This window comes from Pectobacterium carotovorum (assembly GCF_033898505.1).
Classification (GTDB): Bacteria; Pseudomonadota; Gammaproteobacteria; order Enterobacterales; family Enterobacteriaceae; genus Pectobacterium; species Pectobacterium carotovorum_J.
On record NZ_JAXAFK010000001.1, the window covers coordinates 1,202,041 to 1,216,782 of the forward strand.

12 protein-coding genes and 1 other annotated feature are annotated in these 14,742 nt (G+C 50.6%); of the genes, 2 read left to right on the forward strand and 10 right to left on the reverse strand.

Annotated features, from left to right (window positions below; genetic code table 11):
* Positions 1-5: 5 nt before the first annotated feature.
* The 6 genes from hisH to hisL form a co-directional block, all read right to left on the reverse strand.
* Complete coding sequence (gene hisH, locus R9X49_RS05290) at positions 6-596, reverse strand: imidazole glycerol phosphate synthase subunit HisH (protein WP_015839992.1); 591 nt, start codon at positions 594-596, stop codon at positions 6-8.
* On the reverse strand, positions 596-1,663 hold the full coding sequence (gene hisB / locus R9X49_RS05295; RefSeq protein ID WP_319847470.1) for a bifunctional histidinol-phosphatase/imidazoleglycerol-phosphate dehydratase HisB: 1,068 nt from the start codon (positions 1,661-1,663) through the stop codon (positions 596-598). Before hisB ends, hisH begins: the two co-directional genes overlap by 1 nt.
* A gap of 15 nt (positions 1,664-1,678) precedes the next feature.
* Complete coding sequence (hisC, locus tag R9X49_RS05300) at positions 1,679-2,752, reverse strand: histidinol-phosphate transaminase (protein WP_319847471.1); 1,074 nt, start codon at positions 2,750-2,752, stop codon at positions 1,679-1,681.
* On the reverse strand, positions 2,749-4,077 hold the full coding sequence (gene hisD / locus R9X49_RS05305; RefSeq protein WP_319847472.1) for a histidinol dehydrogenase: 1,329 nt from the start codon (positions 4,075-4,077) through the stop codon (positions 2,749-2,751). The genes hisC and hisD overlap by 4 nt, the downstream gene beginning before the upstream one ends.
* Before the next feature lie 5 nt (positions 4,078-4,082).
* On the reverse strand, positions 4,083-4,982 hold the full coding sequence (gene hisG / locus R9X49_RS05310) for an ATP phosphoribosyltransferase (RefSeq protein ID WP_225087855.1): 900 nt from the start codon (positions 4,980-4,982) through the stop codon (positions 4,083-4,085).
* Positions 4,983-5,031: 49 nt separating this feature from the next.
* Positions 5,032-5,153: a sequence feature (His leader region), on the reverse strand.
* Complete coding sequence (gene hisL, locus R9X49_RS05315) at positions 5,129-5,176, reverse strand: his operon leader peptide (protein WP_106389040.1); 48 nt, start codon at positions 5,174-5,176, stop codon at positions 5,129-5,131. It overlaps the preceding feature by 25 nt.
* A 554-nt stretch (positions 5,177-5,730) precedes the next feature.
* Between hisL and R9X49_RS05320 the strand changes: the two genes are divergently transcribed.
* Together R9X49_RS05320 and R9X49_RS05325 are read left to right on the forward strand one after the other, a co-directional pair.
* Entirely contained in the window at positions 5,731-6,159 is a 429-nt protein-coding gene (locus R9X49_RS05320) for a hypothetical protein (protein ID WP_319847473.1), read from the forward strand.
* Positions 6,160-6,398: 239 nt separating this feature from the next.
* A complete protein-coding gene (locus R9X49_RS05325) occupies positions 6,399-7,232 on the forward strand; it encodes an SDR family oxidoreductase (RefSeq protein WP_319847474.1) in 834 nt (277 codons plus the stop codon).
* 108 nt (positions 7,233-7,340) lie between these two features.
* Here the strand turns inward: R9X49_RS05325 and R9X49_RS05330 are convergent, their stop codons facing one another.
* The 4 genes from R9X49_RS05330 to R9X49_RS05345 all read right to left on the reverse strand — a co-directional run bounded on the left by R9X49_RS05330 (position 7,341) and on the right by R9X49_RS05345 (position 14,464).
* Complete coding sequence (locus R9X49_RS05330) at positions 7,341-9,293, reverse strand: methyl-accepting chemotaxis protein (RefSeq protein ID WP_319847475.1); 1,953 nt, start codon at positions 9,291-9,293, stop codon at positions 7,341-7,343.
* 355 nt (positions 9,294-9,648) lie between these two features.
* The gene (locus R9X49_RS05335; protein WP_319847476.1) at positions 9,649-11,583 is read right to left on the reverse strand and encodes a methyl-accepting chemotaxis protein; all 1,935 of its coding nucleotides are present in this window, start codon (positions 11,581-11,583) and stop codon (positions 9,649-9,651) included.
* Between the two features lie 478 nt (positions 11,584-12,061).
* Positions 12,062-12,763 carry a response regulator gene (locus tag R9X49_RS05340; protein ID WP_319847477.1) on the reverse strand — a complete coding sequence of 234 codons (702 nt, stop codon included), beginning with the start codon at positions 12,761-12,763 and terminating at the stop codon, positions 12,062-12,064.
* A gap of 96 nt (positions 12,764-12,859) precedes the next feature.
* Positions 12,860-14,464, reverse strand: coding sequence for a sensor histidine kinase (locus R9X49_RS05345; RefSeq protein ID WP_319847478.1), 1,605 nt, complete (start codon positions 14,462-14,464; stop codon positions 12,860-12,862).
* Positions 14,465-14,742: the final 278 nt, after the last annotated feature.

Here is a 14,742-nt window from a genome sequence, read left to right on the forward strand (position 1 = left end):
ACGCTCTACATCTCCAGAAAGTTTTTCAGCAGCTGCGCGCCCGCAGCACCAGAACGCTCAGGGTGGAACTGCACGCCAAAGAAATTATCTTTTTCCAGCGCGGCGGTGAACGCTTCACCATAGTTGGCTTGTGCAATCGTGTTTTCGCAGACCGGCATGGCGTAGCTGTGAACGAAATAGAAATAGGCGCCGTCATCTATATCGCGGAACAAACGATGTCCGGCCTTCGGAATGACCTGATTCCAGCCCATGTGCGGCAGCGGCAAGCCGTGGTCAACCATCTTTTGCACTGGCGAATCGACAATCCCCAGCGTGGGGATACCGCCATTTTCGTCGCTGTGTGTGCCCAGTAACTGCATGCCGAGGCAAATACCGAGAACCGGTTGAGTACAGGCTTTAATCAGCGCGATCAGTTCACGCTCTTCCAGTTGATTCATCGCCGCCTGCGCGGTGCCAACGCCCGGCAGAAACAGCTTATCTGCCTGCAGGACTATCTCGGCCTCGCGACTGACTACGGGGGTATACCCCAATCGCTGAACGGCATAGGTTACCGAAGAGAGGTTGGCGCAGCCGGTATCAAGAATGACGACCTTCATCAGAGCACTCCTTTCGAGCTCGGCAGCGTATCACCCTCGACGCGAATTGCCTGGCGCAGCGTGCGCCCGAAGACTTTAAACAGGCTTTCCACGCGGTGATGATCGTTACGCCCCTTGGTTTTCAGGTGCAGCGTACAGGCCATGGAATAAGACAGCGAGCGGAAGAAGTGCTCGACCATTTCCGTGCTCAGGTCGCCCACGCGCTGGTAGCTGAATTCCGCTTTGTATTCCAGATGCGGACGCCCGGAAATATCCAGTGCGCAGCGCGCCAGGCACTCATCCATTGGCAGGACAAAGCCAAAACGACCGATGCCACGTTTGTCACCCAGCGCTTTATTCAGCGCTTCGCCCAGCGCCAGACCGGTATCTTCTACCGTGTGGTGATCGTCAATATACAGGTCGCCTTTCACTTCAATATTCATGCGAAAGCCGCCGTGGGTGGCGATTTGATCCAGCATGTGATCGAAGAAGCCGACGCCGGTGTTAATTTTGCTGCCGCCTTCCTGATCCAGCCAAACGTTCACATCAATCGCGGTTTCACGCGTGACGCGGTTGACGTGCGCATGACGGTCACGCTTGGTCAGTTGGTTGGTAATGGCTTGCCAGTTCAGCCCGCCGCGCTGGTAGAGCAGGCCGGTAATGCCCATGTTTTGCGCCAGTTGGATATCGGTCTGGCGGTCGCCGATGACGTAGCTATGCGCCACATCCATCAGGCCATTATTCAAATAGCTGGTTACCAGCTCGGTTCTGGGTTTGCGACAAGTGCAGTTATCCGCCGGCAAATGTGGACAGATCAGCACTTGCTCAAAATGGATGCCTTGCGATGTCAGAATCTGCATCATCAGGTTATGCGGTGGATCGAAGGTTTCCTGCGGAAAGCTCTCGGTTCCCAGCCCATCCTGATTCGTGATCATCACCAGCGTATAACCGGCCTTTTGCAGCGCCAGCAGCGAGGGAATGACATCTGGTTCCAGCGCCAGTTTATCCAGACGGTCAACCTGAAAATCCTCAGGCGGTTCAGCAATCAATGTTCCGTCACGGTCGATAAAGAGGTATTTCTGGCCCACGTGAGCTCCTTAAAATTAAGCGTTGATGCCCGGCAATGATTGTAATGCAGCAACAACGCGTTCACATTCGTAGCGGTTGCCGATAGTAATGCGCAAACAGCCCGCAAGGCTCGGTTGCTTATTTTGGTCACGCAGAATAATGCCCTGATCCCACAGCGTTTTAAATACCGAAGGGGAGGCGGTGAAGCGCGCCAGCAGATAGTTACTTTCGCTGGGGAAGACTTCTTCAATGCAGGGGATGTCTTTTAAGGCATCGCTCAGCCAGCGGCGAGCTGACGTAATCTCCTCAACATTCGCCTTCATTTTGGCGATCCCTTCACGGCTCAGCGCCTGCGCCGCAATATCCGCCACGGGAGTGGACAGTGGATAAGGGGCAATAACTTTCAGCAGAAGCTGAATCACTTCAGGGTTTGCCAGCGTAAAGCCACAGCGCAACCCGGCGAGCGAAAAGGCTTTGGACAGGGTACGCAGAATCACCAAATGAGGAAACTCGGCCAGCCATACTGCGGTAGTCGCCTGCGGGCAGAATTCAATATAGGCTTCATCGATAACGACCAGCGCTTTTCCCTGTGCCATCGTGAGCAATTGGCGTAAATCTTCCCGTGCAATCAGGTTCCCGGTCGGGTTATTCGGGCTGCAAACGTAAATGACTTTGGTGCCATCCAACTGTGCCTCAATAGACTCAAGATCCAACTGCCAGTCAGCTTTACTGGCTGCTGTGCGACGTTCTACACCAAACGTTTCGGCGCTAACGGCATACATACCGTAGGTCGGTGGACAGAACAGGATGGCGTCTTTCCCCGGTTCGCAGAATGCACGGATCAGTAATTCGATGCCTTCGTCGGCACCGCGGCTGACCAGAACCTGCTCCGGCTGAACACCCGCATACTCGGCGTAACGATTGATGACCAGTACCGGCTGACATTCCGGGTAGCGGTTCAGCGTCTGTAGCGTCAATTGAAACGCGGGGGCTTCCGGGTATTCATTGGCGTTCAGCCAAACATCACCGTTGCCGCCCAGACGACGGGCAGACTGGTAGGGGGTTAACGCCCGGACGTTGGCACGTGCCAGTTCTTCAATGCTGCTCATGCTTGCTCCTTCAGTGCTGCGACACGCAGGGTAACGGCGTTTTTGTGGGCAGTCAGCTGTTCGGCCTGTGCCAATGTTTCTATGGTCGGTGCCAGTTGCAGTAACCCCTGCGGCGTGAGCTGCTGTACGGTCATGCGCTTCTGGAAATCGGCCAGACCCAGGCTTGAATAGGTTGAGGTATAGCCATAGGTCGGCAGAACGTGGTTAGTGCCGGAGGCGTAGTCGCCAGCGGATTCCGGTGACCAGTCGCCCAAAAACACGGAACCGGCGCTGGTGATGCTATCAACCAGTGATTCGGCGTCGCGCGTCTGGATGATCAGGTGCTCTGGACCATATTGATTGCTGATTTCAACGCACTGCGCCAAATCACGCGCGACGATGACGCGGCTACTGGCAAGTGCCTGACGCGCGATGTCCGCACGGGACAGCTGCGTGAGTTGCTCTTCAACGGCGTCCGCCACGGCTTTGGCCATGGCTGCGTCTGGCGTGAGCAGAATGACCTGTGAATCCGGGCCGTGCTCTGCCTGCGACAGCAGGTCGGAGGCGACAAACGCGGGCGTCGCGCCGCTGTCGGCGATAACCAGAACTTCGGATGGGCCAGCGGGCATATCAATGGCTGCGCCATCAAGCTGTTGGCTAACCTGACGCTTGGCTTCCGTGACGTACGCGTTGCCAGGGCCAAAAATTTTGTCCACTTTCGGCACGCTCTCGGTGCCAAACGCCATCGCAGCAATCGCTTGCGCACCACCGAGCTGAAAGACTTCTTTAATGCCGCACAGCTGGGCGGCATACAGAATTTCATCGGCAATCGGCGGCGGGGAGCACAGCACAACGCGACCGCAGCCGGCGATGCGCGAAGGCGTACCCAGCATCAGTACGGTTGACGGCAGCGGGGCGGAGCCACCAGGAATATACAGGCCGACGGTCGCGATAGGGCGAGTGAGCTGCTGGCAACGCACGCCCGGCTGCGTCTCGATATCGACAGTCGGCAGCTTTTGCGCGTTGTGGAATGTTTCAATATTGCGCACGGCGATCGCCATCGCCTGTTTGACGTCATCACCCAGACGCGCCGCGGCAGCGGCGATCTCGGCATCGGTGATGCGAATCGCATTCACCTGAACCTTATCAAACTGGGCGCTGTAGTCACGCAGGGCGTTATCACCACGACTTTTTACGTTTGTCAGAATGTCGCTGACGATGGCGGTAATGCGGTCTGACGCGGAAATGGCCGGGCGAGTCAGTAGCTGACGCTGCTCTTCTGCAGAGCAGCGCTGCCAGTCGACGAGCGTGCTGAAACTGCCGGTGCTGTTGGTGTTATCAGCCATCGTCATCACTCCATCATTTTTTCAATAGGCAGAACCAGAATGGAGCTGGCTCCCAACGATTTCAGCTTCTCCATCGTTTCCCAGAACAGCGTTTCGCTGCTGACCATGTGCATGGCGACGCGACTTTGGTCACCCGCCAGCGGCAGAATGGTCGGACGCTCAGCGCCGGGCAGCAGGGAAATGACTTCTTCCAGACGTTCGCTAGGCGCGTGCAGCATGATGTATTTTGATTCGCGCGCCTGAATCACGCCTTGCATACGGGTCAGCAGTTTATCGATCAGCTGTTGTTTTTCTGCGGGCATTTCGCCATCGCGTTGAATCAGGCAGGCTTTGGAGCGGTAAATCACTTCCACTTCGCGCAGGCCGTTGGCTTCCAGTGTGGCACCAGTTGATACCAGATCGCAGATGGCATCGGCCAGACCGGCACGTGGCGCAACTTCGACGGAACCGTTAAGCAGACAGGATTTGAAGCTGACAGATTGTCTGTCGAGATACTGTTTGAGCAGGTGAGGATAAGAGGTGGCGATACGTTTATTTTGCAGACATTCAGGACCGGTATAGGCTTCGTCCAGCGGCATCGCCAGCGACAGGCGGCAGCCACCAAAGTCCAGACGGCGCAGCGTGAAGTAACGCGGATCTTCGCCCTGAGCGCGGCGGTTTAACAGCTCTTCTTCCAGCACGTTTTCGCCGATGATGCCCAGATCAACTACGCCATCCATCACCAGACCGGGGATATCGTCATCGCGTACGCGCAGGATATCAATCGGCATATTTTCTGCGAACGCAATCAGACGCTGTTGCTGTAAGTTGATTTTGATCCCGCAGCGTGCCAGCAGTTCGCGAGAATCGTCGCTCAGGCGGCCTGACTTCTGCATTGCTATCCGTAAACGTGTTTTATCCAGCATGGAAACCTCATTAACCTGTCAAATTTAAATTTTTGGAAATAGAGTGAGCATAAAAAAACCCTCGGAAGATGATCTTCCGAGGGCTCTCTTTGTGTTCTGCGCCACTGGAAGATCTGAACGTCTTCCAGCACCAATTGCCCGAAAGACTAATCAGGATGATGGTGATGATGGTGGTTAAACAGAACGCGTGTCATAAGTTGTCTCTTTGTTGTGTCAACGATTGTTAAATCAATAGCTACTGCTTACTGGATAACCTAAACCATGTATGGGCCGTTGTGCAACTCTTTTTTAGCACTGATTGGGGATACGCATTGTTGTGGGGGCAGGTGAGTGGAAAGAGCAGGGGTGAGGAAAGCACATGAGTATCAAAATCTAATAGATAATAATGGATATAAACTATATTTAAGTTAACGATAAGGATAATAAATGATAATTCTATGAATGCATAATTTTGTTTTTTTATTAAATGCTAATTTAATTCCCCTTGGGTAAGTTGTAAGATATTTCATGAGAATTGGTTTTATACACATCACTAATTTAATGATTCTTGTGAGAACGAGAGAAATTAGTGATGCGGCATAATGGTCACTGTCTAAAATGTGTTTTTAATTATTACCGGAATGATATAGCTATCAAACTAATAGTGTGATTGATTTTTTATAACGTTAAGGTCGTAGTGTGGAGAGGTATTTCCCACTACTAATAAAAAGTAGAAGTTACTTTATGTGATTAATATAAGGATATAGAAATGAAATACGGTGTACGATCTTGGTTAATGATAGGAGCACTGGCGCTCTATGGTTCTTTCTCCATTGCTGATGTTATCGCTGAAACAACAAGGCCAGCGGTAATTAAATATTCTGTTTATGGTGGCGAAGAACTGGTAAGAGTCGCACAGGATTGGAATGCAACATTCCCATCTTCAGTAGCTAAAGGTGCCACGCAAACAGGCTCTTTTCCGATGTACAATACCTATAGTCAATATTCGACAAATGTTACATATCAAAACAAAGCTGGAGAGAAATGTAAGTTTACCGCGGGATATGTGTTAAATAATACTGGCCCGGTGTTTAGTTCTTCAGCAGAGAAACTAACGTCAGGTGCATATTGCTCAATTAGCATTTATCCTCGATATAGCAAACCATACGAATTCACTATGGACATATCAATGTTTTAATAACTAATCGTTCATTCTATTCACGTTGGGGATGCTAATGCACGCCCCAACGTTTTCTCTGATTCACCGCTGCATGCTACCCCACCAATTTGTTATCTCTTGTCCCATCAAATATTATCGCTCTCCTGCTAAATGTGATGAACAGCTATAATGACGGTTTAGCATCATAGGGTGAACATCGTTTATCTTATTAGCACCACGATAGCCGAAGTAAGATGATTCCTCATGAGGGGATGGCAATGAAAAAAGTATCGATTGTTGGATTGGGCTGGCTAGGTATGCCGCTGGCTCTGACGTTGAATGGACACGGCTACCACGTGACGGGAACAAAAACCACTCTGGATGGCGTGGAAGCGGCGCGTATGAGTGGGATTGAGTGCTATCAACTGGCTCTAACGCCGGAACTGGAATGCGACGCTGACGAGCTTAGCGCGTTACTACAGGTTGATGTCTTGGTCGTGACGTTGCCCGCCAGCCGAACGGCGGAGGGGGGAGAAGGGTATGCCCAGGCGGTACAGCAGTTGGTGAATATGGCGCGCGTGTTTCATGTTCCGCGCATTATTTTCACCAGTTCAACCTCGGTCTATGGTGATGGCAGCGGCACGGTAAGAGAAAACTCGCCGCTACAGCCGACGACGGTCGCTGGGAAGACGCTGGTGTCCCTCGAACAGTGGCTACAGCATCTGCCTGATACCTCCGTCGATATCCTGCGTTTGGCGGGACTGGTCGGCGGCGATCGCCATCCCGGACGTTTTCTTGCCGGTAAAACCCATTTGCCGCGTGGCAATCATGGTGTGAATCTGGTGCATCAGGAAGATGTGCTGGCGGCTATTCTGCTGCTGCTTAAGCTACCGAACGGTGGACATATCTATAACCTGTGCGCGCCAGAACACCCGGCCAGACAGGATTTTTACCCCGAACAGGCGCGCAGATTGCGCGTGTCTCCACCGCAGTTTGCCCCCGTAACCGAGAGCGATCAGGGTCGGATTGTTGATGGGCTGCGTATCTGCCATGAACTTGGGTTTGACTATCAGTACCCTAATCCTTCAACAATGCCGTTGAACGAAGGTTAGCGGAACTGACCGCAACGTGCATCAGGGCTTTGATATCACGGTTTTTTATACTACGAACAGAGTGCTTGATACGCCCGGATACGCATGAGGCTATCCGGGCGTGAGGGGTTAAAACGACGTCCAGTCACTTTCTGACGAGGCGGTTTTTTTGTCCGCCGTTGACACTCGTTTTGGCAACGCATGCCGTGGCGTAGAGGATGACGCTCGTGAAGCGGCGCGGTTGTCAGATTGGGACACGCGGAAGTGTTCGAGTAACTTCTCTAACAGCACGGCCTGCTCTTCCAGCGAGTTGGCGGAAATGGAGGATTCCATCACCAGCGAGGCGTTTTGCTGCGTCGTGGTGTCCAGCTCGCTGATGGCCTGTGCGATTTGCCCAATTCCCCGGCTCTGTTCTTCGGAGGCGGATGAGATTTCCCCCATGATGTCGTTCACACGAGATACGGAAGCAACGATTTGCTCCATGGTTTCTCCGGCAACCGCAACCAGATGGCTACCCGCACTGGTGCGTTCGACCGATTCTGAGATCAGGGCTTCGATGTCTTTGGCGGCCTGAGAGCTGCGCTGCGACAAACTGCGGACCTCGCCTGCCACAACGGCAAAACCGCGGCCTTGTTCGCCGGCGCGTGCGGCTTCTACCGCGGCGTTCAGCGCCAAAATGTTGGTCTGGAAGGCAATGCTGTTGATGACGGTGGTGATATCGGCGATTTTCCTGGAGCTGGCCGCGATATTGTCCATGGTCGTCACAACCTGTTTCACAACCTCGCCGCCTTTAAGGGCATTTTTGGAGGCATCGGCGGCGATCTGGCTGGCATGCTTGGCGTTATCGGCGTTGTTTTTCACCGTCGACGTCAGTTCTTCCATGCTGGCTGCGGTTTCCACGACGGCGGCCGACTGCTGCTCGGTACGTGATGAAAGATCGCTATTGCCTGTGGCGATTTTACTTGCTGATTGGCTGACACTGCCGACGCTGTCCCGCACTTCGGAGATAACGTGGCGCAGTTGCTCATTCATCGTGCCCATCGCGAGGGTAAGCCGACCAAGTTCATCGTGGCGATCGGTATGAATCGAGGTGGTCAGATCGCCACTGGCAATACGTTCTGCCAGCGACAGGTTATGAATGATAGGTCTGGTGATTATTCGGGTGATGTAGATCGAAATAATGATACCGATGATGACGGCGATAAGGCCGATAATCATGGTAACGGTGGCAGAATGATAGGCCAGTTCATCGTTTTTCGCTTTGATAATAGCCGTCAGCGCGTTGATATCTGCGCTGCTTTTCGTACCGGCTCTCATGACCAGATATTCTGCTTTTTTCACGTCATCGAACGCGGTGTAATAGTCTGCATTAAGCTGTTGGTACTGCTTAATGTTATTTCGTAATGCATCGGCCTGGCTTTTCAGGTCGGCAGGTAAAATTGGCAATGCCTGATAGGCTGATTCCGTTTCTGCATAACGGCTATTCAGTGCCGTTAATGTCTTCTCATCTTTTGTTATTTGTAGTTCATAACTCAGCTTTTGTACTTCACTTAACAAGAAAGCCAACTTGCTAAGAGCGTAATAAGCATCGTTATCGGGGAATGAACTGGTGCTATGAATGGCCTGTGTCACGGGCTCTAGCGTGGCTTGTGCATGCAGTTGAGTGACTTTTTCCTGAATCCCAACGGCCTTCTGCGTCGCAACGGACATGGCGGATACTGAGGTCTGAAAACTCTCTAAATTTTCTTTTAAGCTGTTAATGTGGCCTAACTCGTCGGCGCTCCAGGCCAGCGTTTTTGCACTGTCTGTTAAATCGGTCGCGCTTTTAACAAATTTTGCCAGAATATCTTTTGTTTTCTCATCGGGCGCGTAGAAATATTTAACGCGATTTATTTTTGCCTGAAATACCTCAATGTTTACGCTGTAAATAAGATTGGTTTTTTCATAGATGTCTTTAATGTCTTTAAATCTTTTTGTACTAAGCGATGAGGCAATAATCACGAGTAATAAAATAATGCCAAATCCCGCATACAGCTTATGAGCAATTTTGGTGTTACGAATTCGACTGGCAAGATGCTGCATTATAACTCTCCATGTATGTCGCTTTTTAGTAAAAAAAATGACTACGTTTTATTGCTAACCACTCTTTCACTGCTGACTGCTATTTCACTGTTGATTGCTATTTAACTGCAAACGACAATTTCATGTCTCACTACATGAGTTATCGGGCTGTGTTATCGCGATGTTAGTGTCAAAGTAGGGGATAATAACATTCTGTGATGGGTATCAAGGCGGGCTGTGCAAATGCATAGTGTTTTATGTAAATAATGACAAAATAACGTAGCTAACTGATTATTCGATGATTTATTTATTTTTGAAATAATATTGTTCTATTGAATTCAGCCCTGACGGAATATCAGGGCTGAGAGGTGGAGCATTAGAACGTTGTCCAACTGGAGTCCTGCGATTGTTTTGATGCAGGCAACAGGCGTTTCTGCTGTGGCGGCAAACCAGGGATATTCGCTTTTGGTTTACGCCCCTCGTGATCGGACAGGCGGAAGTTCGCTACCATGCTTTCCAGGATGGCAGACTGTTCTTCCAGCGAGTTAGCGGAGATCGAGGATTCCATCACCAGCGCCGCATTCTGCTGCGTCGTGGTGTCCAGTTCGCTGATGGCGCGGGAGATTTGCTCAATGCCGCGGCTTTGCTCATCGGAAGCCGAAGCGATTTCCCCCATGATGTCGTTAACCCGCGAGACGGACGAGACAATCTGATCCATCGCGGTACCCGCATTGGCAACCAGCTGCGTGCCCACATTGATGCGCGACACCGATTCTGATATCAGGCTGGCGATCTCTTTCGCGGCTTGCGATGTGCGTTGAGAAAGCGTCCGTACCTCGCTGGCAACCACGGCGAACCCACGACCTTGTTCACCGGCTCTTGCGGCTTCTACGGCGGCGTTAAGCGCCAGAATATTGGTCTGGAAAGCAATGCTGTTGATAACGGCGGTAATATCGGCAATCTTGCGTGAACTGTCTGAAATGCCTGACATGGTATCCACCACATCTCGTACCACTTCGCCGCCTTTGTGCGCATTTTGTGATGCTTCAGTGCTAATTTGACTCGCCTGTTTGGCGTTCTCGGCGTTGTTTTTTACGGTCGACGTCAGTTCTTCCATGCTGGCGGCGGTTTCCACGACGGCGGCAGACTGTTGCTCGGTGCGCGAGGAGAGGTCGCTATTACCGGCGGCAATCTTGGCCGCAGAGGCGGACACGCTGTCCACGCTGTCACGCACATCGCTGATCATATGGCGCAGCTTTTCATTCATCCGCCCCATGGCGGCCGTTAACTGGCCCAGCTCATCATTGCGGTCAGCCACGATCGTTGAGGTCAGATCGCCTGCGGCGATTTTTTCCGCCAGAGAAAGATTATGAATTACGGGGCGGGTGATTTGGCGGGTAATCAGCAGCGAGATAATAATGCCGATCACCACGGCGACGAGGCCAATGATCATTGTGATGGTCGCGGAGCCGTATGCCAGCGCGTCATTCTTCTCTTTGACGATAGTGATAATCGCTTTAATGGAGGCGCTGCTTTTATCCCCGCCGACCTTCACGCCGTCTTCTGCTTTTCTCAGGTCGTTGACGCTCTGAAAGTAATCACTATTGAGCTTTTTATAGCGGGTGACATAGCTTCGCAAGTCCTCTACGGCAACCTTCTGCTCAGGCGTCAGCGCCGCAACGGCAGCCTGATAGCTGCTGTCAACGCGGCTAAAAGCCTCATCGAGCTTCTTCGCGGCATCAGCATTTTGCTTAAGCTGCAACTCATAGGAGAGCGGCTTCAGTTCTGAAACCTGTGTTGCCAAATCCTCAGTCAGAGACTGTGTGGCGCTATCAGCAGGTTGTTGGCGCAGTGTGGTGTAAAAATCTGCGGTAATGTTTTGCCCGTTGGCGGCGCTGATTTTGTCGCGGTTCTCTACCACGCGCTGCGTGGCTTTTCCCATCTCGGTGATAGCGTTCTGGAATTCGGTCAGGTGCTGGTCAAGGTCATTGACGAGAGTAGCCCCTTCTGGACTCCATGAGAGTGTTTTTGCTTCGGCGGTTAATTCTGATGCGTGTTTAACGAAACCCGCCATGGTTTCACGCGATTTTTCATCATAAGAATAAAAATACTTCAGGCGGTTTATTTTGGCCTGAAAAACTTCGATGTTGATGTTGTAAATAAGATTGGTTTTCTCATAAATATCACGAATTTCTCTGAAACGCCCTGCGCTGAGTAGCGATGCGATGATGACCAGTAGCAGGATGACCCCGAACCCAAGATAAAGCTTTTGGGATATTTTAAGATTTCTGATTTTTTTGGCTAAGAACATGACGTCTCTCCGGGGTAAATTACTGGTGTCGGTAAGTATTAATAAGGTATGACCCATAGTGCTTATCGGATTTATGGTGGCTTTTTTTAGTGTGAGAGAAAAAACTAATAATAATTTGTGAGGTTTATCTCTCGCGGCTGGACAACTGCACAGCAGGTGCCGGTTGAATTACCAATGTGTGTTACTGCAATCGTTTAAGAATAAACACAGGAAATCGTGACTATTTTTTTAAATTTTAAAAAATAGAGAGGGAAGTGGCTAAATTAGAAATATATTGAAATACAAATAGGATGAAAATAACGAATGGTTAAGTTTGTTCTTAATGCCGGTAGATCTGACAGACTGATTAATGGCGTTATTCTTTGTCCGGGACTTTTGTCACACTTTTTATCGTCTGTGTCTCACATCGGCGTCTGTCCCTGACGGTAATGGATACCCTCTGGTGACAAATTTCGCCGCCAGAGAGTAGGGGAGATACCTAGTGGGTGTGCTTTGTACGATACAGCCGACGTGGGTGACCAATCTTTCCGTAACGCATTTCGATATCGAGAAACTGGCTTTCAACGCAAAACTCCAGATAGCGGCGCGCCGTCGTTTTACTAAGCCCGGTTTTTTCGACGATATCATCGACTGAATACAGTGTCTCACCGCCATCGCTGGCAAAAATCTGCTTGATCAGCCCCAACGTGTTTTCCTCAATGCCTTTTGCTGACGAGGAGGGGGCGGCGCCGGACGATTGCAGCTGATAGAGAATATCGACGTTCTGCTGATCGACAATTTTGTACGTGTGCTGAGTTTTCACGAATTGAATAAATCGCTCCAGTGAAGAGCGCAGCCGCGGGTAGGAGAGCGGCTTGATGATGTAGTCAAAAGCCCCGCAGCGAATGGCCTGCGCGCAGGTATTCATATCGCTGGCAGCGGTAATAAAGATGACGGAACAGTCCATTCCTTTGAGCAGTTGGCTTTCAATCAGCGACACCCCTTCACCGTCGGGCAAATAGTTATCGAGCAGGATCAGGCGTGGCCTGTGCTGCTGAAGGAGCTTTTTGGCTTCAAAAAGCGTAGCGGCAATCCCGACGACACGCAGATTGAAATGTTTTTCAATAAATTCAGCATGAATAGTTGCCAGCTTACTTTCATCTTCAACGATTAAGACATCGAAATGTTCAGTGTGCTGCATGGTGTGAATCCCTGTTAGTCTCTGAAACATAAAATAAAACCTGGCACCCGTTATACCTCAAGTGGCCTGTGCGTTGTTCAATGCACGCCGCTTAAATTATTGGGGGGATATCGGTATAAATAGAGAAAATACGCTGCCATTCGGCTGGTTGGCCGAAACTTCGATAATTCCCTGTGCCTGATTAACGTAGCTAGCCACCAAATGCAGCCCTAGCCCGTGGTCGCCCTGCGTTTTACTGGTTACGCCCATTTCGAACAGGCTATCGGCAATCGCCGGATCGATACCCGTTCCCTGATCGGCGACTTCAATGACTAGCTCTTGTTCGCTGTCATAGATATACACCTCGACAGGATAATGTGGCGCCGTTGTGGCTAATGTGGCTTCCATCGCGTTATCCAGCAAATTACCAATGATGGACATGAGCTCCGTCTCGCTCAGCGCGGGGGGAATATGGGTGAGCTGGCAGCGTGGATCGAAAACAATCTCGATGCCTTTTTCCCGAGCCGTCGCGTACTTACCCAGCAGTAGCCCACATAGCGCGGGTGAACAGAAGCGGCGGGAAACAAAATCCAGCACCACCTGCGCGCTTTCCGACTGCGCTTCAATATATTTGATCGCTTCGTCATAGCGTTTTAGGTGCAGCAGCCCGGCCAGCGTCGCCGTCCAATTCAACTGCTCATGGCGCAGAATGCGCAGGCTGTTCGCGTAACGCTTCACCTGACTGAGTTGCATGCTAAGCGTATGGATATCGTTCTTGCTGCGGAAGCTAATGACCCAGCCCTGAAGCTCGTCTTCCAGCATAATTCGCACCCGGCTGGCAATCACTGTGGCGTGATTGAAGCGACAGATCTCATCGTGGGTATCGCTGTTCCACATGGCCTCGCCGGAGAAAAAGGGCACGGGTTTAATCACGGTATCAATTGGCTTGCCGCGCAACAGATAAGAGGGTTCGTTCAACCCGAGAATCTCTTTGGCGGCATGGTTAATGGCAGCGATACGGTGCTGTTTATCGATGGCGATAACCCCTTCGTAGATCGATTCGAGCAGCGCTTTCTGTTGCCTGACTAACATGCGAATCTCAAGGGGTTCGAGGCCAAACATTTGTTTCTTCAGGTTACGTGAGAACCACCAGGAAAAGATAAACAGTGCGACAAACAGCGCCAGAATGGCCAGTAGGATATGCGCCAGCTTACTGAGCGTCAGGTTGTCGATGTGAGTTTTCAGGTAGCCAACGGAGACAATACCGATAACCTGACCGTCAGCGACGATTGGCGCTTTGCTGCGTAGTGAGACGCCTATACTGCCGTGGCGCACGGTGATCACGCTTTTTCCCGCTAATACGTCGAAGTTATCGCCGCCGACCATCTGCGTGCCGACGAGCTTGTCGCTTTCCGCGTATTCAGAATGAAACAGATGACGCGCCTGATTATCGCCGATCACGATATAGCTGGCATCGCTACGCTGTTTTAACTGCTGAGCGAGAGTGTATATCTGTTTGATATCTCTATTTTTTACCGATTCAACCAGCGTCGGGATGATGGCGATCTCTCTGGCCTGTACCTGCGCGCGCGTGCCCAGTTCAGAATACAGTTGCTTATCGATATCGTGATAATAATAAATACCTGTCATCAGAAGTAACACAGAGAAGAAGACGATCAAATAGATAAATAATTTGATATGAAAGGAAAGTCTCAATCTCATGATGTGTGGTTGCCTGACGGTAAACGAGAAATAGCTGCTGAATTTATCACGAAAGGTAATAAGAATGGACTGAGAGGAAAAAACTTGTGAGCAATAACACGTTTAAATAGATTGTTACCACTATGGCGGTAAGAATGAATAGATAAAATTAAACGACTCTTTTTTCTTTAGCAAACAACTTAATTACTTTTTATCAACATAATCATTTTTAGGAAATAAAAACCATAAACACCATAAAAACCTTAAAATTTATTTTGAGTGTAAATTCGGCTAACTGC

Excerpts from the sequence above, each read along its gene's own strand:
- R9X49_RS05330 (WP_319847475.1), bottom strand. The coding sequence starts at position 9,293 with ATGCAGCATCTTGCCAGTCGAATTCGTAACACCAAAATTGCTCATAAG.
- hisD (WP_319847472.1), bottom strand. The coding sequence starts at position 4,077 with ATGGCTGATAACACCAACAGCACCGGCAGTTTCAGCACGCTCGTCGAC.
- R9X49_RS05325 (WP_319847474.1), top strand. The coding sequence starts at position 6,399 with ATGAAAAAAGTATCGATTGTTGGATTGGGCTGGCTAGGTATGCCGCTG.
- R9X49_RS05335 (WP_319847476.1), bottom strand. The coding sequence starts at position 11,583 with ATGTTCTTAGCCAAAAAAATCAGAAATCTTAAAATATCCCAAAAGCTT.
- R9X49_RS05320 (WP_319847473.1), top strand. The coding sequence starts at position 5,731 with ATGAAATACGGTGTACGATCTTGGTTAATGATAGGAGCACTGGCGCTC.
- hisG (WP_225087855.1), bottom strand. The coding sequence starts at position 4,982 with ATGCTGGATAAAACACGTTTACGGATAGCAATGCAGAAGTCAGGCCGC.
- hisC (WP_319847471.1), bottom strand. The coding sequence starts at position 2,752 with ATGAGCAGCATTGAAGAACTGGCACGTGCCAACGTCCGGGCGTTAACC.
- hisH (WP_015839992.1), bottom strand. The coding sequence starts at position 596 with ATGAAGGTCGTCATTCTTGATACCGGCTGCGCCAACCTCTCTTCGGTA.
- R9X49_RS05345 (WP_319847478.1), bottom strand. The coding sequence starts at position 14,464 with ATGAGATTGAGACTTTCCTTTCATATCAAATTATTTATCTATTTGATC.
- R9X49_RS05340 (WP_319847477.1), bottom strand. The coding sequence starts at position 12,763 with ATGCAGCACACTGAACATTTCGATGTCTTAATCGTTGAAGATGAAAGT.